The following is a 22186-nucleotide window of genomic DNA, read 5'->3' as shown; positions in this document are numbered from 1 at the left end:
GGCCCTCCTGCTGAACAGAGGGCGCCGGGGCGAAAAATTATGCTGTCGATTATTAACCAGTTGGACAGAAAAAGGTGCCTGCAAAAGACCTTTAAATCGCCGCTTGCGTCATCCCGCGATAACCAGCGCCGCCGATTGCTGTGCCTGCTCGCGCCTGACCAGTACGAAGTACAGGACACCGCCGAGGAAGCAACCGGTGAACCAGGCGAAGTTGGCCATCGGCTGTAACACTGGGATGAAAGTGATCGCAACACCCATCAGGGTGGCAGGAATCAATGCCTTGACCGCCGTCCAGTTAATCCCGCCGCTGTAGTAATAACGCCCACTCGGGCCGTCATTGAACAGCGCATCGACGTCGATCTGCTGCTTTTTGATCAGGTAGTAGTCCACCAGCAGAATCCCGAACAGCGGGCCGATGAACGCCGCCAGCACGTCGAGGGTGTAGTGAATCACTTCGGGGTTGTTGAACAGGTTCCACGGGGTGATGAAGATCGATGCCACGGCGGCGATCATGCCACCCGCACGCCAACTGATTTTGCTCGGGGCGACGTTGGCGAAGTCGAACGCCGGGGACACGAAGTTGGCGACGATGTTGATGCCGATGGTCGCGGTGACGAAGGCAAAGGCGCCGAGCAGTACCGCCACGCTGTTGTCGATGCGCGCCACGGTGGCGATCGGATCGTGAAGCATTTCACCGAACACTGGCAAGGTGCCGGAAACGATCACCACGGTCACCAGCGAGAACGCCAGAAAGTTTACCGGCAGCCCCCAGAAATTGCCGCGACGCACGTCGTTCATGCTGCGGCAGTAGCGACTGAAATCGCCGAAGTTCAGGGTCGGACCGGAAAAGTACGACACCACCAACGCCGTTGCCACGATCACCTGGCCGAAGGCTTCCCAGCCAGACAGTGACTTTTCCGCGAGAGTGAAGCTGATGTTGCTCCAGCCGGCCTGCCAGACGATCCAGCCGGCGAGCAGGAACATCACGCCATACACCACGGGGCCGGCCCAGTCGATGAAGCGGCGGATCGACTCCATGCCGGTCCAGAACACCAGCGCCTGGACGAACCACAGGCTGAGGAAACCGAACCAGCCGAGGTAGGACAAACCGGCAAAGTGCGGTTCGGCGTAGGCCGCCATCGCAGGAAAAAACCGCAACACCACGATGATGAGTGCACTGGACGCCAGGTACGTCTGAATCCCGTACCAGGCCACCGCGATCAAGCCGCGGATAACCGCAGGAATATTCGCCCCGAACACCCCGAACGCCAGTCGGCAGATCACCGGGTAAGGCACCGCGGCTTGCTGACTCGGCTTGGCCACCAGATTGGCGATCAACTGCACGATGCAAATCCCGCCGAGCAAGGCAATCAACACCTGCCAACTGGCCAGCCCAAGCGCAAACAGGCTGGCGGCGAACACATAGCCGCCGACGCTGTGCACGTCGCTCATCCAGAAGGCGAAGATGTTGTACCAATTCCATGTCTGCGGCAGTGGCCCCAGGTCCTGGTTATACAGGCGTGGGCTGTAGCCATTGGGCAATTGTTCGGGCATCGCGGGGCTCCTCGAAAGTACAGGCGCGGCCCCCGAGATTGATGTGGCGACCACACTGCGTACGGGAGCTGGCATGGTTTGTATACGAGTTGCTACGCAGAATGCGTGCCATACGATCTAAAGGTGTGACAAATCTGGCTTTCAACCCTATTCAGAGCACAGCCTTCAGGACGTAAAGGGGGTGATAATGCCCATGAACAGGGCGTCCGCGCCTGCAAACGGTGCAGGGTATTGTGTATACAAAGAGATGGATGACTGCTGCGCAGTCGATCGCGAGCCGGCTCGCTCCCACATGAGACTCATGGTGAGCCCTGGATTTTGCGCCCGACGGCTACCGTAGGCTGCGATCTTTTTTGACCGCAGCCTGCGGCAGCTCCTTGGAATCGGCGTAAAGTCAGCTGAGTTCGATACGATCAGCGTGAATGACGATCTGGCCGTTCTTGTACAACACACCGATGGCCTTTTTGAAGTTGCCCTTGCTGACGCCGAACATACTGCTGATCAGCGTCGGATCGCTCTTGTCACTGACTGGCAGGGTACCGTTGTTGTCGCGCAACTTGGCGAGAATCTTCGAGTTCAGACTGGTGGCGGCGGCTTCGCCCACCGGTTGCAGGCTCAGGCTGATCTTGCCGTCGGCACGGACTTCTTTGATAAAGCCCTTCTCTTCTTTACCGGCGCGCATGAACTTGAAAATTTCGTTCTTGTGGATCAGGCCCCAGTGCTTGTTGTTGATGATTGCCTTGAAGCCCATATCGGTCGCTTCGGCCACCAGCAAATCAACTTCCTGGCCCGGAGTGTAGTTGGCCGGAGTCTTGTCCAGATAACGGTCCAGACGCGCCGTCGCGGTGATGCGCCGCGTGTGTTTGTCGAGGTAGACGTGCACCACGACATACTCGCCGGCGGTCATCTGGCGCTTTTCTTCGGAATACGGCAGCAGCAGATCCTTCGGCAACCCCCAATCCAGGAACACGCCGATGCTGTTGACTTCAACGACTTTCAAACTGGCGAATTCACCGACCTGAACTTTCGGTTTTTCAGTGGTGGCGATAAGTTTGTCATCGCTGTCCAGATAAATAAAAACGTTGAGCCAGTCTTCATCTTCGCTGGGAATATCTTTGGGAATATAACGATTAGGCAGAAGGATTTCGCCGTCCGCGCCACCGTCCAGATATAAACCGAAGTTAGTGTGTTTAACCACTTGCAAACTGTTGTAGCGCCCGACTAAAGCCATGTTCAATACCCTCATTGCGTGGGCGGCATTCTACCCGGTTTTGCGGGCGGCGTTCGGCGGCCCGGCCCGGTGGCGCGAGAAAATCCGCGCAAGGCCCTAATTTCCCTGGGTTTGGCGGGCGTGTTTGGCCGCTCGTCAGGCCGTTCGGGTGGTCTGGACGGTGGCCAGCCGATCCGAAAAGCACTATTTCTCCGATGAGGTTTTTAGTTAAAACAGCAGCTTAGGGGACTATTCCAAATAATAACTTGCGATTATTCGCGCACCTGCCGTGTGTATTTCGGGAGGATATTTACCAAGCAATTGTCAAGTATTTCCTGTACGATGCCTGGCCAAGTTAATTTCTACAGGTTAATGGCCGCCATGCGTGTAAAAGCATCCAACAGCAAAGCAAAGCCAGCTCCAGCCGTTGAAACCAGCGAATCGATCAACAATCAGATCGCTGCGTTCCTCAAGTCCGGCGGCGAGATCCAGCAAATTGCCAAAGGCGTCAGCGGCCAGACGTTCGGCCCGTCCAAGCAGATCACGCTGGGCAAAAAGTAATTCCCCTGCGTTAACTGGTCCCTAAGCGCTTTGAGCTTCGAAGCGCTTGGACTGGAACCCTCCAGCAACACCCCATAAGACAAATCAATAGTTCAACAATCGACGAACGGCCCTCGATGCCGAACATTCGCCGGTATGCTTGCACGTGTCTGGATCAAGCGTTTCAGCAGGTTTTCACAACCTGCTCCTCGCAGCTCATGGAGTGACGCATGCTCAAGCCCCCTTTTCTCCTGCTCGCCAGCCTGTTGGGGTGTTCGGTCGCCCATGCGCAAGTCTTCCAGCGCGAATTGGGCGACTTCGATCTCAAACTCGCCACCACCCCCAGCCGCAGCATGGCCCAAGGGTTGGTCAAACCTTCGACGACCGGCTCGTTCCACGGTGGCCTCGACCTGAGCCACGACAGTGGCTTTTATGTGGGCCAATGGTCCCCCAGCATGGGGCTGAGCCCTTCGAGCAACCTTGAAGTCGATTCCTACATGGGCTTTAAACAGCCCTTCGATCAATCCCTCGGCTACGAAGTGGGCATGATCCATTACAGCTATCCCAAAGTGGATACCCTCGACAGCCAAGAGCTTTTCGGCGGCCTGACCTTACTGGGCAGCCGCTTCGGCGCTGCCTTCAGCAACGACCCGGACAAACAGAACAGCACCCTGTTCGCCGACCTCAGCGGCAATCAGCCGTTCGGCATCGGGGTCAGCCTGAAGTGCACCACCCACCAGCTCAATACACCGGTATCTGTTGACGGTGGATATGTAGGCAGTTTTACCGATTGGTCGGTGAAATTGTCCCGGCCATTCATGGGTATCGACCTGGACTTGATCTACAGTGACTCAAACCTGAGCGGCAGCGATTGCTCCGCCTATTCCGGCCACAATAGCGAATGCGACGGCCTGGTCACCCTCAAGGCTGTACGCACCTTCTATTAATCGGCTGAACTGCCGGGTTCGTTCTGCGTTCACATAAAAGAACCCAATAAAAAACCAGGTCTTCGCAAGGGCTTGCCATGTCGCATTGGTTGAAACAGATCACCGTCATCCTCACGCTCAGCCTCACCGTCGCCGCATGCACCCGCGTGGGCCTGGCTTACCGCAACCTCGACGTGATCATTCCCTGGACGCTCAGCGACTACCTGGACATGAACCGCCAGCAAAAAGACTGGTTGAACGAGCGGCTCAACGAACACCTGCGCTGGCACTGCACCACGCAACTACCCGGCTACCTCGACTGGCTGAATCGGTTACAGACCATGATCCAGACCAACCAGATCACCGACGCCGAGCTGCAAGCCCGTACCCAAGAAGCCAAACAAGCCATCGCCGAAACCGCCCGGGAAATCACCCCTTCGGCCATCGAACTGTTGCAAGGGCTGGATGACAAGCAAGTCGCGGAAATGAACGACGCTTTCGCCAAGGACCTGCGCAAACGCCAAGAGGAATACCTCAAGCCACCTCTCGAGCAACAGATCAAAGAGCGAAGCAAGCGCATGGAAAAACGCCTGAATGCCTGGCTCGGACCACTCAGCCCAACCCAACAGCAACGGGTGATGGCCTGGTCGAGCGCCCTGGGGGATCAGAACAAAGAATGGATTGCCAACCGCGTCCATTGGCAACAGCAATTCAGCGCGGCGGTCGCGCAACGTCAGAGTCCGCAATTCCCACAGCAAATCGAGACGCTTCTGGTTGATCGCGAGAGTTTATGGACCCCCGCTTACCGTGTGGCCTACGCCAACACTGAAGCCCAGGCTCGGGCGTTGCTAGTGGACTTGATGGCCGAGAGCACGCCGTTTCAGCGTCAGCGGTTGCTGCAAAAGATTGAAGACATGCGCAAGGATTTCACTGATTTGAAATGCCTGAAAGCGGCGCAACGAGGATAGGTTCTAAAGTTGCAAGCTTCACGCAATCTGAGCCTTCGACGCCACTTCATCAAACGTCAATTCATCCAGCGCATCTTCCTGCTCATCCAGCACCTGGCGCGGATGCTCATCTCCCGGGATGCTGCTGTCGATCAGGCTCAACAAACTCGAGCCCCGGGGTGTCAAAATGTAATTCTCGCCATTGCCACCCTGATCCTCCGGCCGAGGCTCGATATACCCCCGCAACAGCAGTATTTTTTCGTACTCACCGGCCACCGTTTTCAGGCGATCCAGATTCTCGAACGGCTCGCCCGCGGAGGCTTTCGCCGCCGCATACTGCTCGGCATAAGGCCGTGGAGTGAAACTGCGGCCAGCACTGTTCTGCACTTCGTGCAGTAAATGCTCGATCAAATCCCAGTTATAAGTCGTCATCCTGATCAACCTCCAAGCCCTAGAGTGAAATGGCCTTCTTAGGTTGTGACCGACAGGGAGTGCAGCCGTTCAGCCGAGGTCTTTCCCCCAACCGACCGGCGGCCTGTCGATTTGAACCCAGGCCAAACGACTAGGCTGTGTAAGACGGTTTACCCCTCTGCGCGGATCGACTTTCGCCACAGCAAGCAGGAGAAATCACCATGAACATTCAGACTCATCCGGTCGTATCCCGGGAAGAATGGCTCGCCGCCCGCAAACAACACCTGGCCCACGAAAAAGCCTTCACCAAAGAACGAGACAAACTCAGCGCCGAACGCCGCGCCCTGCCCTGGGTAAAAATCGACAAACCCTACCGCTTTCAGGGCCCCAACGGCGAACTGAGCCTGACCGACCTGTTCGGCGGCCGCAGCCAGTTGATCGTCTATCACTTCATGTTCGCCGCCGGCTGGGACGAAGGCTGCCCAGGCTGCTCGTTCCTCTCCGACCACATCGACGGCGCCAACCAACACCTGGCCCACCACGACGTCGCCGTGGTCGCGGTCTCCCACGCACCGTTCGCCGAATTCCAACCGTTCAAACAGCGCATGGGCTGGAAATTCGACTGGGTCTCGTCCGAAGGCTGCGACTTCAACTACGACTTCGGCGTCTGCGCCCGGGCCGAAGACGTCGCCGCCGGAAAAGCTACCTACAACTACGAAAAAACCGACGGTGCAGAGGAAGAACTCCCAGGGCTCAGCGTGTTTTATCGCAATGAAGCGGGGGAGATTTTCCATACCTATTCGACTTATGCACGAGGCCTGGATCTGCTGGTCGGGGCCTACAACTATCTCGACCTAACGCCCAAGGGCCGTAACGAAGAGGAGATCATGGATTGGGTGAGGCATCACGATCGGTATGAGAACAAGGCGCCGGCTAGTTGCTGTCATGGGGGGTAGACCGCAACCATCGCGGGCATTGGCTCGGGTTGAACACAACATCCGTGAACACCACAAATACCCTGTGGGAGCGGGCTTGCCCGCGATGACTGACTGGCATTCAACATTGACGATGACTGACACTCCGCTATCGCGAGCAAGCTCGCTCCCACAAGGTTATGTGGTGTTCTGTAGGTTGCATCCGTTTGCCTGACTGTCACCTGGCAAATGCCCTACAACAACCTCGGAATCAGGCGCCTTGCACCGCTGGAACGATGAAGCTTATAGTCCGCCCGTCGCCCAAATGGCGATTCAGGTTTGGCGACCTGATTATAGAGAATGCGAAGGCTATCAGCTTAATTGCAGGCGCCAACGCACCCGCAAAGCCGCTATTTATGGCGGCTGTGCGCGGGAGATCTTCGGATCTGCCGGTTTCTCTGTACCGGTTCGCCAACCTGCGTACAGCTGCCACCCTCTCGTTTGGCGACGACTGAGTGACGGCATTAGCCAATCAAACAGAGATCTTCAAATGAATCGATACATGCCCCTCACCGGAATCGACCTGATCCCGGCCTCCCTGCTCATCGACACCCAAGCTCCACTCGACGTCCTGCAAGCCATGGCCGACTACCGCATTCGCACCGTCACCCAAGTGCTGGAAAACATCGCCTTTCGCGCCGAGATCGGTTGCGACACGGTGGTGCTTTCCGACTTCTCCAAACTGCTGGCCATTCCGTTACGCGATGGCTGTGATTTGATGGATGTCATTGGCAGACGGCTGCGGGCGCAGGTTGCGGAGTGAATGAAAGCGGGCGACCTTTGGTCGCCCTTCCTGTTACTGAACTTTTTCTGCCCTTCAACCCTCAACCGGACAACCCGCCTTCACCGGGACCGAGGTCTGTCTCCATGAAAACCCTGCTAAAAATCACCCTCGCCGCCACCCTCGCCTGCGCCCTCCCCGTCTGGGCCTGCCCTCCCGAGGAAGCCACTGCCAAGCGCGAACAACTGGCCAAGGAAGTCGCCAAGATCACTGAGCAGAACCCGGGCAAGGCCAAGGAGATCAATGACGAGTTGCAGAAGATGGACCTGGAGACGGCTAGCAAGGATTTGCCGGACAAGTGCCAGTTGATCGATCAGCGTTTGAAGGAGTTGGAATCGGCGAAGAACAAAGCCGGGGGTTAGATGGCAAGATCTTCTGACGAAAAAAACCCCGGACACTGTCCGGGTTTTTATTGGATCGCTATGGCGCTTTATTCAGCCGCCGGCGCGGGACTGTCAGAAATTTTGTGTTCGGGCATAACATGTTGAAAAGGAGCATGTATGCCGACCAAAAAGAAACCGGCCTCGGAGGCCTCCCGTGACCTTCCATCTATTCCAAAAGAGCTGATCGACCAGTTCGTCAGCGGCCCGATGAGTGCCGAAGCCATTCAGGATGCGTCCATGGCGTTCAAAAAGGCGCTCATTGAGCGAGCCCTTGGTGCCGAGCTGGGCCATCATCTTGGCTATCCTCAGGGCGCGGAGCGCCCTGAGGAGTCGAGTAACCAGCGCAACGGCAAGAGTGGCAAAACGGTGTTGACCGATGATGGCCCGCTGCGTCTGGACATTCCCAGAGACCGTGATGGAAGCTTTGCCCCGATCCTGATCCCCAAGCACGAGCGCCGTTTTACAGGTTTCGACGACAAGATCATTGCGATGTATGCCCGTGGCATGACAGTTCGCGAGATCCGCGCGTTTCTCTCGGAGCAGTACGGAACAGACGTATCTCACGACTTCATCAGCTCGGTCACCGATGCCGTTTTGGAAGAGGTCACTGCCTGGCAACAACGACCGCTTGAGCCGATGTACCCGGTGATTTTCTTCGATGCGCTGCGAGTCAAAATCCGCGACGAAGGCTTGGTGCGCAACAAAGCTATCTACTTGGCGTTAGGTGTCTTGCCGGACGGCACCCGAGATATCCTGGGCATTTGGATTGAAACAACTGAAGGCGCCAAGTTTTGGATGAAGGTCTTCAACGACCTGAAAACCCGAGGTGTCGAAGATGTGTTGATTGCGGTAACTGACGGCCTCAAAGGCATGCCGGAGGCCCTTAGCGCCGTGTTCCCCGAAGCGACTTTGCAGACCTGTATTGTTCACCTGATCCGCAGCAGCCTTGATTACGCAGCGTGGGACAAACGCCGCGAGCTGGCCAAAGCGTTGAAGCCGGTCTATCAAGCGCTTAATGCCGATGCTGCTGAACAAGCGCTGTTAGCCTTTGAAGTGGGTCCTTGGGGTAAGCAATATCCAACGGTTGTAGCGGCCTGGAAACGCGCTTGGGATCGAGTCATCCCATTCTTTGTGTTTCCCCCGGCCATACGAAAAGTGATCTACACAACGAACGCCATCGAGAGTATCAACGCTCAGTTGCGTAAGATCATCAAGACCCGAGGTCACTTCCCAACTGACGATGCTGCGACGAAGTTGATCTGGCTGGGCTTACGCAACATCACCGCGAACTGGGGCAAGCCGGCCCATGACTGGAAGAGTGCGATGAATCAATTTGCGATCCTGTACGGAGATCGATTTATCAGGCCGACCTGGTAAAACTAAGGCCTGCCTGACGGCAGGCCGCTACCGGCCCGCACACAAAAAATCTGACACTCTCGCCGGCGCTTCCGGCTTGCGGCGTTTCAAAGGCGCCAGAAATCGGGGACAGACCACGTTTAAAAATGTGGTCTGTCCCCGTATATCTCCCGAGAAATCGTTGACCTAGGTAGCTTTCAAGGCTATGGCCCTCTGTTCTGCCACTCGGTTGGCTTTGATCGTTTCAACGATCTTCCTGAGTCAGCGCTAATGCTTCTAGGGTAGTCCCTCCTTGTTGCTCCGCAATCTGCTGGGCTATATCTGTGTCACCAACTCCATCTATTTGGCCAGACAAAAAACGCCTCACTTGGATTAGTCGATACATTTTTTTGCACCCTACGTCTCTTTCCTCCAATTAACTCCCACACTACAGGCTCCTCCTCGTGGATCTATTTGAGAAGTTATAGTCCCCCAAGAAAACTCGTAGACCATCATAACTTTATTCTTTCTCCGGGGGGGGGGGGGGGGGGGGGGGGGGACCCAATTATTCCAATAAAATATAATCATGTTTCTTCTTTAGCCCCTCTAAATCCTCATCAGCCAAAGAAAAACCAAAAGCTTCAAGACTATCATTAAAAAGTTGAAACTCACATTAACCTTATAGCCGAGGATAACGTGCGAATTACTAGCACGCATAACCCAACCATTTTTAAAATCGACTTCACGATCAAATACCACCCCCCCGCTCCATAGTTTCGAGCGCAGAAAGCCCCGACCTTATTTCTTTAAACCCATCAAGAATCACACTACCACTTTTTTAGATAAGTTAATTCTGACATGATGTTAGTTCCTAAATGGAATCGAATATAGAGGTACCAGCACATTTTCAAAATTCGGAATAAATACCTGTTCTACGCCACCTATTCCGAACTGTGGATTTGCCGAAGCGTTGCCCGCACCAATTTTAACATCGCTGGTTACCTTATAGATTGTTACTCCATTTCGATATGGTGGATACGCAATATTCGTCAAGTTAGGCTGAATCTGCAAGCCCTCATAATAACCCTTAGCCGTACCATCGGTGCTTTCAAAGCCGTGGATGGTTGTGTAGTACGGTGACTGACCAGGCACAGCTCCAACCACTAAAGTCCCTTCACTGATAGTGGTATCGGTGTATTTATCTACACCAACATAAGCACCACTCCCCTACCAACTAGAGGCTGTTTTTTACGGGGATACTGGAATTGGACCGCTGAAGTCTTGATCGCCTGGAGCGGGTACAACGCCGCTAACTTTTGCACCTACTAATCAGTGATAACCGCTTCTACCTCACCTCCCCGAATTATGACCCGCCCCCAATCGCCAGACAGAATGTAAGCCCCATCATCTTTAACAAAGCTGTCTATATTTCCATAGTCCAAATCACCTGTCCTATCTACAAACCCTATGAGTCTCCTATCAAGCCATTCGATAGAGTCCGCGCTAAAAAACCGCAATAAAACCTTGCGATAGCAGTACTGCTCTCCATTTTTAGGTTCTTCATATTGCGGGTGATTCTTAGTAAGAACAGCTTCCAGTTCAAAAATCAGTGATCCTTCTATCTCATCAATCGACAAAACGTAGCTATCTTCGAGATAAAAATTTGAGAGCGATAGAATTTCATAATAGTCCATGTCTGCTCTCAAAGATCGAAGTCAATTTTTGTGTGATTTCCTGGGCTTTTCCTAGTTACCGGATTACCAAAGGCATCGGTTCTTTGGCCTGTGGCGTCCTTGAACTCAACATGTGGATCAGAACTTCCTGGCGCGCGCGAGCTACCTTGTTTGATTGTCACACGAGGAATGCCATTCTCGTCAACGTATTTGAGGGGGCCACCATCGGTCTGAGAGGGTTTCCAGCCTTGAGCCTCCGCGTACTCCTTTAACTCACTTGCTTTTGGCGTGCGACCGGTTTCAAAAATTTTATCAATGCCTTTTGCACCAGCATTCTCACCCGCCTCTCCCAGTATAGTCTCACCTGCACCTGCACCTGTGCTTGCGCTTGCACCCGCGTCAACTGCAGCTCCACCTCCCGACGCCGTTACCCCTACACCCGCACCCTCCCCCATCTCGTTGAACATTGTGCCAATCTTGGCTATAAACCCTTCCGAAAAAAGCTCCGGAACCAACGTAAACAAGATCGCCAATGACAACTGTGCCTTAGCCTTATCCAGCGCAGTCATGCCGCCTTGCAGAGGCGCGCCGTCATCACCAAACAGCACTGTAGGATCGGTAAACGGGTGCCCTTGATCGTTGTACTTCTCCGCCGTCCCACCGATCAACGCGCCGATATTGGGATCACCGCCGGCCATCGCCCCCGAAACCAAGCCAATCAATTGCGCCGTGGTGATTTTGGCCTGGCTACCCTGGAGGCTCAGGTTGTTCGCGTCAAAAATCTTGCTGACATAGTTGGACAACGCGGCATTGACCAGTGGTGTCAGGCCTTCGGCCACGCCGCCAGCGACAACACCACTGGCAAAATCCTGACCTGCAGCTTTCGATAGCAAGCCACCGAGCAAGGCATGCATGACCAATTTGCTCGAGATGTCATTCGTTATATCGCCGATGACTTTGTTACCGGCTGCCGCACCAAGATTAATGGCCTCTCCCAAGGCCGCGCTACTCAGATTCTTACCGAAGCTTCCGCCATTGATCACCGTAGAAATCCCACCGTTGATCAGGGCATGCCCACCAGCGCGCAGTAAGGCCTGCTCAGCATTGCTCCAACTGAGCATGTCACTTGTGTAATTGGCGTCTTGAAGCGGTCCGGCGCTGGTGACGGTGGAGCCCCCGGCATCTCCGAACCAGTTGGTGTCGGCATAATCCAGTACTCCGGCGGTAATGCCAGCGACTGCCGCGTTTTTCAAACTACCCGAGCTGAAGGTGTCCTTCAGCGCACTGCCCAGATTGCCTTTTTCATCGATAAGACTGGTGACTGCCGTAGTGGCCAGGCTGATCTCTGCCGCCCCCTCTACCCCGCCCAGGCCCAGCCCGGCAGGGCCGAGAATGGCTGACATGAGGATCGCGATGATCACCTTCGATGCGGGTCCAAGACCCGAAGTGTTGTACTTAAAGGACTCGTGGATTTCCTTGACCTGGCGCCAGTCGACATCACCGCGCTGTTCGGCGTCTTTTATCCAGGCCAGACTCGGATCGGCCTTGACCATCGCATCGATGCTTTGTGCAACCGTGTCTTGATCGATCTGCTTGAGGTCGATGTGCAGGCCGTTGACAGCGTTAATCGTCACCTGCCCCTGTGCGGTCAACTCACTCTGGCGCAAGGTCTCGTCAGTGTTGCCTTTGCCTTTGGCTGATACCCAGAACGCGTTGTTATCACTTTTGGTGTGGCTTTCGTCATGCAGGTCCTTGACGGCTTCGAAGGTGATGCTCCCTCCACTGCTCAGGTTCAGGTCTCCACCACTGTTGAGCTTGGCGCCTTGGTACCGCTGGTCGCCAACGCTGATCAGAGCCAAAGAACCGCCGGTCTGGATCTCACTACCCACGTTTTTTACGTCAGTGACTTCATCATGCTGGGTCTTCAGGCTACCGAAACCACCCTTTTTCTTCATGTCGTACAGCGAATAATCGCTGTCTTGCGCGGCCAGCAACTGAAGTTTATCGCCGGCCACCAGGTAGGCTTCGTCCCCCGCGGCGATCTTGCTGGAGATAAGCGTCAGGTCGTTACCCGCGCTCAGCGCAACATTGCCGCCTGCTGTAACGGTGGTGGCTACCTGATGGACATGATCTTGCTGGCTGGTAATCTTCTTGCTCTTGCTGTACGAGTGCTGCTCATCCGCCGCCGAGGCCAGGGTCAAGTCGCCGACAGCGCTCATGCTCACATCGCGCTTGGCGTCGATCTGACTGGCTATAGCGGTGATATCCCGTCCGGCATTGACCTTCAGGTCCTGCCCTACATCGATGTCTGAGCCATATTGGGTAATGGTCTGATCACGATGCTGACCCCGCTCGCCGCTGACGATCTGTTCGGCTGAAGTGAGATTGACGTCACGACCGGCGGTGATCGTGGTATCAGCACCACTTTTCAGCACGCCGCCAACGTTATTGATATCGCGTCCGGCGTTGAGGGTGAGCGAGTGTCCGGCTTCGATGCGGGCCGCGTTATCGACGAAGTCCGTGCGCTCGTCGCGATAACCGCTGCCACTTTCATGAGTGGTGACGGTGCGTTCGTTGATCACGTCGCCCCGGGTGGCGGTCAGCGAGACATCACGGCCGGCGATGATGCCGCCGGCCTTGTTGACTATGTTGTTGCCGGCTTTCAGGTCGAGCCGATTGCCGGCTTCCACCAGGCCGCTGTTGACCAGGTCGTTGGTGGCCGTGGCCGACAGGTTGTTGGAGGCGCGCAAGGTGCCAGCATTATTCAGGTCTTTGCCGGCGATCAGGGTCACGTCGCTGCCCTGGATCAAGGCACCGTTGGCGGCCAGGCGATTGTTGGCGTTGGCCAGGTACAGCACCGGCACCAGCACTTGCTCGCCGTTCACCTCGGCGTTTTCCATCCAGACAATGTCATGGGTCAGGGCTGCGACTTGTTCGGAGGTCAGGCTGACGCCCAACGACAGGTTGAGCTCTGTTTTGCTGGCGATGGCGTTGTTCATCAAATATTTGAACAAGCCTTCGTCGCTGGTCTGGCCATCGATGAAGCGCTGACCGGTACGAGCCACTACCGCTTGCTGGATCAGGCGTTGTTCATAAAGGCCATCTCCCAGACGCTTGGCACTTTGGTCGGGGTCGTAACCCAGGTTCGACAACAGGTAATCCGAGCTCATGAATTGCTTGAGGTCGGTGAGTACCGGGTTGGTTTCGATCAGGTATTTCTGCGGTTTGGACTGACCGCTGCTGGCCGGCAACCCTTGGACGCGATTGATGGTAAAGGCCGTGGAACGACCCGGTAGTGCCGAGCCGGTTGAATTGGCAGCCGGTGCGCTGACGTTGATCGCGCTGGCGCCAACGCCCACGTTCGACGCCACATAATCAACAGGCTTCAGGTCAACGCTGCTGGCGGAGGCCTGAGTGTTGCTGACCGGTAGAATGTTCCGTGGCTGGACGCTGGAAACTGGTTGCTCACGCTGGGTCGTGCTGACGCTGCCGCCGCCCATGGTCCAGCTTTGCGGACCGCTGGCCGCTGGCGTGCTGCTGTCTTGGCCGCTAAGGCGGAACAGGCCGTTTTGCCCGGTGGGCAGAGCGAAGCCAGGCAAGGCCAGCGGGTTGACTTGCTGTTGGGCCAGGTTGGGCGGTAGTTGGGCGTTGAGGTTGACGATAGTCGGCGCGGGCTGTCCACTGAGCTGGGTCGAGCCAACACGTGATACGCCGGAGCCAATGACCACTCCCTCACGGACCACGCTATTGGTGAGATTTTGCGACGCGGTGATGTTAACTGCGCCACCGGCTTGCACCACCGCGTTGGCGTAAGTAGACGGGTTGCTATAGGTCACCGTATTTTCGAAGAAAGCCGCATTCTGAACCGCGTCTGGCGCTGGAGCTCGTACTCCATCGCTGCTGTAGTGAGGCGAGGTAAACTCCTCATAGCCGCCACCATATTCAACATTTATCGAGCCGAAGTGAATCCAGGCGCTACCCTCCCGAGCTCCACCTTTTTCCAATACACGGCTCAGGGATTCGACATTGTCACTGGTCCAAAGATGCAAATTAGGGTGAATAAATGGCCCTCCCCCCCCTGCCTCTGCATAACCCAAAATACCGGAGTCATAGGAAGGGTCATTAGCGGCGTTGTAATCCATGATCGAGTGCCAGAAACCCAAATATTTTTGCTCATCTCCGGGGGAGGCAAACGAACGTAGGACGCTATAGTCGCCAACAGAGGCCCCCTGATTGGTGAACGTCTGCAGGTTCATGGTCAAGTTGCCGCCGGCGCTAACCGTCGAGGCCTGATTGAGAAAATCTCCGCCGCGGCCCAGAAAATTGTGTCCTGCCGTCATACTGGCCGACGCCGAATCCTGGACGATCCGAGACGTATAGTTTTCCACCCAAACCAGATGACTATCGGTCTGAAATCCAACGAGTGGGTCAAATGCAGAGCAGGTGTAGCATTGCACCCCGATATAGCCGGAGACCAACCCGCCCGTAGCCTGGAACACGTCCTTGCGGTTCTCGATATATGCGGCCGCCAGGCTCAGGTCGCCAGTACTTTCGATAGTCGCCGATATGTTGGAGATCGACGCACTCAATCCATTGCTGTCATCCCTGGCGATACTGATGTTGCCGAGGCTATACACATCCGCATAACGGTTGGTGAAGTCATTCACCCGCAACGCCATGTCGCCGCCGCTGAAGATCAGCCCGTTCTGGTTGAGCAGCGAAGTGGCGTTCACTTGTAAGTTTGCGCCGCTACCAAGGGTTCCCTGGTTCTTCAGATAGGCCGCGTTGACGGTCAGTGCCCCAGCCGAGGTGAGGCGGCCGAAGTTCGTCAGACTGCCACTGCTGCTGATGCTTCCGGTCGTGCCGGCGGTGATGCTGGCCATGGAGGTAAGGTCGATCTGCGCAGCACTCAGCCCAAGACTACCGACACTGCTCACGCCGCCGTTGCCGCTATAACCACCGCCCAGGTTAAGGGCAAGGCTGCCGCTACTGGCAATCAACCCGTCGTTGTACCAATTGCCACCGGTACCGACGAGGCTGTCCGAGGCCAGCAGTTGCCCGCTCGCCGTCTGGCTGAAATTGTTTACGTTGACGTTCAGGCGCCCGGCCTGGATGACGTTGCTGTTGGTCCAGCTGTCGGCGTTGAGGGTCAGGCCGCCACGAGTGACGATGGTGCCACCGGCGCCGGTGACGTTGGCGGTGGAAATGTCGAAAGTACCGTTGCCCACGTGCAGCAGACTGCCGCCACCGTTGAGGAAACTGCCCACTGCCATGGTCAGGTCAGTGTTGGCGCTTTCCAGGGTGCCGTTGCGGTTGTCGAACAGGCCACCGATCTGGAAGCTGGTTTTGCCTATGTCACCGAGGGCGCGCAGTTGACCGGTCTGGTTGTCGAGGCTGGCAGCCTTGATCGCCAGGGTACCGTCGCTCTCGATGATGCCCAGTCGGTTGTTCAGGGCGCCGCTGAGGTTGAGGTCGATCTGTTGACCGGCGATCTGGCCGTCATTGTCGCCGCTGTTGTCAAAGTTGTTGCCGGTGACGTTGACCTTGCCTTTGGCGTAGAGGCCACCGTTGCGGTTGTCGAAGTTGCCGGTGACGACAGTCGCGTCGCCGCCTTGCGCAGCGATACGCCCGCCGTAGTTATCGATACCGGCCAGCGCAGTCAGGTTCAGGCGCTGGGCCTGGGTGACACCGCTGCGGCGGTTGTTGTTCAGGTCATAGCCGTTTTTCAGCACGCCGGTCAGGTTGGCCGTGAACGCGGCTTGCAGGCTGGCGAGCACGCCGCCGCGGTTATCGAGGTTGCCGGCCTTGATCGACAGGTCGCCGTCCTTGGCCACAATGCGGCCGCTCTGGTTGTCGATATCGCCGCCGATGGTGAGGTTCAAAGCCCCCTGGCTTTGCAGAGTGCCCTTGGCGTTGACGAGGCTGGCGGCCTGGATTTGCAGGTCGCCATTCTGGCTGTAGATCTGGCCGTCGGCGCTGTTCTGTACCGTGCCGCCCGTGGTGATGGTCAGTAGATCATTGGCCGCGATGGTGCCGAGATTGCGGTTGTCCAGGCCACCGGTGAGCAACGTCATCAAGCCTTGGCTGGCGATTTGACCGCCCTGGTTATTGATTTGCGTGGCGCGTTGCACCAGCAGTGGGCCGGCGCTGGCCAGTTTGCCGTTGGTGTTGGTCAGGGCGCCGAGCAGGTCGAGGGTCACGGCACCGTTGCCGATCAGATTGCCGCCGGTGTTATCCAGTGTGGTGCCGGTGAAACTGAGGTCCTGTTTTGCGTTGACGGTGCCGCCGGCATTACCCAGGGTCATCGCCTGCATCGCCAGGGTTGCGCCGCTGTCGATCAAACCGCCCTGAGCGTTGTTCAGCAGGCCGTTGAGGGTCAGCGTCTGGTTGCCGCCGCTGGACAGAATGCCGCCGTTGCTGTTGTCCAGGCTTGCTGCGTTGACGCTCAAGGTTTTCTGGCTGACCAGCGCACCTTCACCGCTGTTGAGAATGGCACCACTTGCGGTGACAGCCACATCGCTGTCATGACTCGACAATGTGCCTTTGTTGCGGTTGTCCAGGCTGTTGCTGGTGAGGCTCAGGCCCTGCCAGCCGGAGATCAGACCGCCCTGGTTGAGTACCGTGTCGGCGTTGACCGTCAGCAGGTTGTTGCTGATCAGTTTGCCGCTGTTGTTATCCAGTGCGCGGGCTGTCAGGTCTAGGCTCTGGCTGCTGGAGATTTCGCCGTTCCGGTTGTTCAGGTCACGCAGGTGCTTGAGACTCAGCAAACCCGTGATGGTGATCAGGCCGGCACCGTTGTTCAGGTCGCCGGTGGCCGCCCCGAAGTCGATGGCAATGGCGCTGCCCAGCAAAGAACCGTTTTGGTTATTCAGGCCGCTGCTGTTGATTGTCAGCCCCGTGGTGGCGTTGATCAGTCCCTGGCTCTGGTTCGTCAGCAGCCCGTCGAGGTTCAGGTCGAGGTTGGCGCGGCTGGTCAGCGTACCGCCACTGTTGTCCAGGCTGGCGGCTTTGACGTCGAGTGCTGCGGCGGCGATCAGGCCTTTGAGGTTGGTCAGTGCCTGATCGATGCGCAGGGTCAGGGGCTGATTGCTCAGCAGTTTGCCGTTGCTGTTGTCCAGGCTGCGAGCAGCGATGGTGAAAGCCTCGGCGCTGGAGATTTCGCCGCCGTTGTTATTAACGTCGGTGAGGTTTTTGAGCATCAACAACGGCGCGCTGATCAGACCATTCTGGTTGTTCAACTGACCCTGGTTCAGATCCAGTGTCAGAGACGTGTTGCTGAACAGTTGCCCGCCTTGCTGATCCAGGCCGGTGACACTGGCCGTCAGGGCCCCGACACTGGCGATGCGGCCGCCGTCCTGGTTGGTCAGTTGAGTGGTGGTCAGGTCCAGACTGGCGCCGCTGTTCAAGCGACCGGTGAGGCTGTTATCCAGTACACCGGTGTTGACGATCACCGCCCCCTTGCCACTGATGCTGCCGTTATTGCGGTTGTCGAGGCTGGCACTGTTGAGTGTGATGCCAGCATCCGTGACGATCTCGCCGCCCTGGTTGAGAATGGCGCCGGTGGTGGTCAACGTCAGCGGCCCTGCCGCGGAAACACTGCCCTGGGTGTTAGTCAAGCTCGCGGCTGTGACCCCGAGTGTGCCTTCAGCGCTGAGCAAGCCTTGGCTGTTATTGAGATCACCCTTGAGATCGAGCTTCAGGTTTTTCTGACTCAACAGCGAGCCGCCACTGTTGTCGAGATCGCGGCCGGTCAATGTCAGATCGGCCTTGCCCGAGAGCAGACCTTTGGCGCGGTTGATGATGTTTTCGACTGTCAGGGACAGTGCGCCTTCAGCGAATACCTGGCCGCCATCGCTGTTGTCCAGACTGTTGCCGATCAGCGTGACATCTGACTTGCTCGACAACTCGCCACCGCGGTTGTCGACCGATTCGACGTTCAGTTGCAGCGCGTTGGTTGCGCCGATAAGGCCGCCAAACCGGTTATCGAGGTTGATGCCCGTCAGGGTGAGCCCACCGGTTGCGATCAACTGACCGCCCTGATTGTTCAGGGTCGCAACGTTGGCCGTGACATCGGCTTTACCGGCGATCTGGCCACGGGTGTTGTCCAGGCTATCGGCTCTGAGATGCACATCACCGTCAGCGATGAAAGTGCCATCCTGATTGACGATCTGACCGTCCACCGTCATCCCGAGGGTGCCATGACTGCTGATCAAGCCGCCGGTGTTGTCCAGGCGCGCGCTGCGCACCTCGAGGGTCTGTGCGGAAATCAGCCCCTTGATGCTGGCGAGCAGTTGATCGATATGCAGCGTCAAATCCTGGCTGCTGATCAGCTTGCCGTTACTGTTATCCAGGTTCTGGGCTGCCAGTGTGAAGGCCTGGGCGCTGGAGATTTCACCGTTCCGGTTGTTGACGTCCTTGAGATTTTTCAACATCAGCAATGGTGCATTGATCAGCCCGTTCTGGTTGTTCAGTTGGCCGTGATTCAAGTCCAGGCTCAGGACGGTTTTGCTGAACAGCTGACCGCCCTGCTGATCGAAACCGGTGACACTGGCGGTCAGGGCCTTATCGCTGGCGATTCGGCTGGCAACGCCATTACTGACCTGGGTCGCGGTCAGGTCGAGCGTATCGCCGCTGATCAATTGACCGCCCTGAGTGTTGTCGAACGTACCCGTGGTGACGGCGGTCGCGCTCTTGCCACTGATCAGGCCGTTCTGGCTGTTGTTCAGGCTTTGGCTGTTGAGGGTCAAGCCGCTGTCGGTGGTGATCGACCCGCCCTGATTGTTCAGCACTCCTGTCGTTGTCAGCGCCAACGCGCCGGCGCTCGACACGTTGCCGCGGGTGCTGTCGAGGCTCGCCGCGTTGACCGTCAGGGTGCCTTCACTGCTGATCAGGCCTTCGATGTTGCTTAGCGCGTTGTCGAGGCGGATATCCAGCCCAAGCTGAGTGACCAGGCTGCCACCGCTGTTGTCCAGACTCTGCCCCGTTACCGTCGTGGCGCCCTTGCCGAACAACAGCCCCTTGGTCTGGTTGATGATCTGCGCCACTTTCAGGCCCAGCTCGGTGCCGGCCAGGACCTTGCCGTTGTCACTGTTGTTCAGCCTTTGGCCTTCAATGGCCACATCAACGGCGCTGGAGATTTCGCCGCCCCGGTTGTCCACCTCATCGACGTTGAGTTTCAGCGCTTTTGTCGCACCTACCAGTCCGCCGTTGCGGTTATCGAGCCCGTTGCCATTGAGGGTCAACATTCCTTGAGCGACAAGCTCGCCGCCCTGGTTGGTGAATTGCGCAACCTTGGCCGTCAGATCGGTTGTGCTGGAGATACGACCGCCGCTGTTGTCGACGCTGGCTGCCTGCAGTTGCACCGCCCCCGCTGCACTGAGCAAACCGTCGCGGTTATCCAGATGAGTGCCGTTGAAGTTGATGGCCGCCTGGCTGTAGAGCAGACCTTGCTGGCGGTTATCAAGTTGTCCGACGGTCAGTTGCAGGTCTTTGCCTGCGCGTACTTTGCCGGTGCGGTTGTCCAGCGAATCGCTGCGCAGGGTCAGGCGATCCTTGCCGGTCAGGCTGCCATTGCGGTTGTCGAGGCTGCCGGTTTGCAGGTCGACCACGCCTTTGGCACTCAGGTCGCCATTCTGGTTATCGAACAAGCCATTGATGCGTGCGGTGAAGCTGCCGTCGCTGACCAGGCTGCCGCCATGACTGTTATCCAGGCTGGCGGCGCTGATGCTCACGCTTTGGCCGGAACCCAGCACGCCGTTCTGGTTATTCAAGGCGCCGATCAAGCCGATGTTCAGGGCAACGTCGCCCGTGACCTGGCCGTCACTGTTGTCCAGTGTCGTGACGGTGATAGTGGTGGTGCCGGCGCTGGAAACTTCGCCATCGTGGTTGTTCAGGTGGCCGAGAGCGGCTGTGAGGTTGCCATTGCTGGTGATGACACCCTGGGTGTTGAGCACCTGCGAGGCTTTCAACTCCAGAGCGCCGCTGCCCAATACCCGGCCGTTGTTCTGGTTATCCAGCGTGGTAGCAGTGATGCTGGTTTTTTTCTGCCCGCTTAAAGTGCCGCCCTGGTTATTCAACGTCTGCGCGGTATTGACCGTCAGGTTGCGGCTGGCGATAACGCTTTTGCCAGTGTTGGTAAGGTTCTGCGCGCTCAGGCTCACATCGCCATTGGCATTACGGCTGGTATCAGCATTGACCCCGGCTTCGATGATGCCGTTGTTGGTCAGCACACCGCCGGCCGTCAGCGCGATGCTGTCCCGGGCGGCGAGGGTTTGCTGGTTGGTCAGGTTGCCTTGGGTTTGCACGTTGACGGCGGTGCCGCCGTAGACCGGGCCGCGAGCGTCGAGGCTCGCGGCTTTGGCGTTCACGGCGCCTGTGGCAGAAGTCTGCGCAAGGCTCAGATGGCCGTTGGCATCGAGCTGGATATCGCCACCGCTGGTGGCCAGGTTGCCATCGAGTTTCACCCCGACCCCGGCTTCGGTGCCCACCAGTTTGATCGCCCCGGCGTACATGCCGCCCAACGCGGAAGAGTCGATCGCCAGTTGTGGTTTGGCGCTACCGTCATCGGCACGGGCTGTAGCGTTGAGGCTATCGGCATTGACGTCGTTGCGACCGGCGATGATGGTCAGGTTCTTGGCCTGGATCTCGGCATTGATCTTCGCGCTGCGGGTGATGATTTCGAAGCGGTCGACGTTGTTGGCGTTCAGCCCGGCGCCGTCGATGGTGACGCTGCCCTGATCGACCTGGAAGCGATCGAGACGACCGTTGTCCAGCACCGGTTTGCCGGTGGTCAGGGTCACTCGCGGGGTGTTGATGAAGCCGCAGCCGTTGCAACTGATGCCGTAGGGGTTGGCGACAATGACCCGCGCCGACTGCCCCGCCACTTCGGTGTAGCCGCGCAACTGACTGGGACTGCCGCCGACCACTTCGTTGAGGATGGTTTGCGCGGCGACCCCGTTGGTCAGGTTCGGGTTGCCGACAATGATCCCGCCCAGTTGCGTGGCGCCGGTCTGGTTGGCGACGTTGTTGAGGATCACCCCCTGGGTGCCGACGTTGTAATCGTGAAACTGGTTATGCGACAGGCCCGTGCCGTTGGGGGTGGCGATCTGGATGATCGGCACGCCATTGCCGGCCTGCCCGAGACTGGTGCCGGGCGTGGCCACCACGATCCCGTCCGCCTGCGCCCACATCGGCTGCCAGAACATGACGTTGGCCAACAGGAACGCCAACCCGCGCTTGGGCATGCCCCAGAAGTGCTCGCGATTTTTGACCGCAGCAGAGGGCTGTCCAGCGAGGAAGGCGAAGTGGCGAACGTCCATGTCAAAAGATCTCGTTGCGAACGGCAAGAATGGAATGAGCAAATCACAGACAAAGCCGTCCCGACTCGGCAGACGCAGGGGGCGCTTGCTGAGCGAATACGTCATAAGTGGGTAGGTGCGCGCCTGGGGCAGAA

Annotated in this window: 12 protein-coding genes; 7 read left to right on the top strand and 5 right to left on the bottom strand. The window is 57.3% G+C overall.

What is annotated here, in order from left to right:
• Positions 1-108 precede the first annotated feature (108 nt).
• Positions 109-1554 carry an NCS1 family nucleobase:cation symporter-1 gene (locus tag J3D54_RS15970; protein WP_253419905.1) on the bottom strand — a complete coding sequence of 482 codons (1446 nt, stop codon included), beginning with the start codon at positions 1552-1554 and terminating at the stop codon, positions 109-111.
• 394 nt (positions 1555-1948) lie between these two features.
• Complete coding sequence (locus J3D54_RS15965; protein ID WP_253419902.1) at positions 1949-2785, bottom strand: S1 RNA-binding domain-containing protein; 837 nt, start codon at positions 2783-2785, stop codon at positions 1949-1951.
• 351 nt (positions 2786-3136) lie between these two features.
• Between J3D54_RS15965 and J3D54_RS15960 the strand changes: the two genes are divergently transcribed.
• The 3 genes from J3D54_RS15960 to J3D54_RS15950 all read left to right on the top strand — a co-directional run bounded on the left by J3D54_RS15960 (position 3137) and on the right by J3D54_RS15950 (position 5198).
• Positions 3137-3325, top strand: coding sequence for a hypothetical protein (locus J3D54_RS15960; RefSeq protein ID WP_017337097.1), 189 nt, complete (start codon positions 3137-3139; stop codon positions 3323-3325).
• 209 nt (positions 3326-3534) lie between these two features.
• Entirely contained in the window at positions 3535-4251 is a 717-nt protein-coding gene (locus J3D54_RS15955; RefSeq protein ID WP_253419899.1) for a TorF family putative porin, read from the top strand.
• Between the two features lie 77 nt (positions 4252-4328).
• Complete coding sequence (locus J3D54_RS15950; RefSeq protein WP_253419897.1) at positions 4329-5198, top strand: DUF6279 family lipoprotein; 870 nt, start codon at positions 4329-4331, stop codon at positions 5196-5198.
• Between the two features lie 18 nt (positions 5199-5216).
• Here J3D54_RS15950 and J3D54_RS15945 read toward each other — a convergent pair whose 3' ends face one another.
• A complete protein-coding gene (locus J3D54_RS15945) occupies positions 5217-5609 on the bottom strand; it encodes a transcriptional regulator (protein WP_253419894.1) in 393 nt (130 codons plus the stop codon).
• Positions 5610-5809: 200 nt separating this feature from the next.
• On the opposite strand from J3D54_RS15945, the gene J3D54_RS15940 reads away from it, so the two are divergent.
• The 4 genes from J3D54_RS15940 (at position 5810) to J3D54_RS15925 (ending at position 9103) form a co-directional block, all read left to right on the top strand.
• On the top strand, positions 5810-6544 hold the full coding sequence (locus J3D54_RS15940; protein WP_253419891.1) for a thioredoxin family protein: 735 nt from the start codon (positions 5810-5812) through the stop codon (positions 6542-6544).
• A gap of 508 nt (positions 6545-7052) precedes the next feature.
• A complete protein-coding gene (locus tag J3D54_RS15935) occupies positions 7053-7325 on the top strand; it encodes a hypothetical protein (protein ID WP_253419888.1) in 273 nt (90 codons plus the stop codon).
• Positions 7326-7429: 104 nt separating this feature from the next.
• Positions 7430-7705, top strand: a complete 276-nt coding sequence (locus J3D54_RS15930; RefSeq protein WP_253419885.1) for a hypothetical protein — start codon at positions 7430-7432, stop codon at positions 7703-7705.
• 138 nt (positions 7706-7843) lie between these two features.
• Entirely contained in the window at positions 7844-9103 is a 1260-nt protein-coding gene (locus J3D54_RS15925) for an IS256 family transposase (protein ID WP_253419882.1), read from the top strand.
• A 1283-nt stretch (positions 9104-10386) separates the two neighbouring features.
• Here the strand turns inward: J3D54_RS15925 and J3D54_RS15920 are convergent.
• Both J3D54_RS15920 and J3D54_RS15915 read right to left on the bottom strand, forming a co-directional pair.
• Positions 10387-10755 (bottom strand): hypothetical protein, encoded by a 369-nt coding sequence (locus J3D54_RS15920; protein WP_253419879.1) that lies wholly within the window; start codon positions 10753-10755, stop codon positions 10387-10389.
• Positions 10756-10763: 8 nt separating this feature from the next.
• Complete coding sequence (locus tag J3D54_RS15915; protein WP_253419876.1) at positions 10764-22052, bottom strand: filamentous hemagglutinin N-terminal domain-containing protein; 11289 nt, start codon at positions 22050-22052, stop codon at positions 10764-10766.
• Between the last annotated feature and the right edge of the window lie 134 nt (positions 22053-22186).

Origin of the sequence: Pseudomonas sp. GGS8 (assembly GCF_024168645.1) — a bacterium.
In the GTDB taxonomy this organism is placed as follows: Bacteria; Pseudomonadota; Gammaproteobacteria; order Pseudomonadales; family Pseudomonadaceae; genus Aquipseudomonas.
Note: the sequence above shows the minus strand (reverse complement) of the source record. Positions and strands in the feature narration are given on the sequence as shown.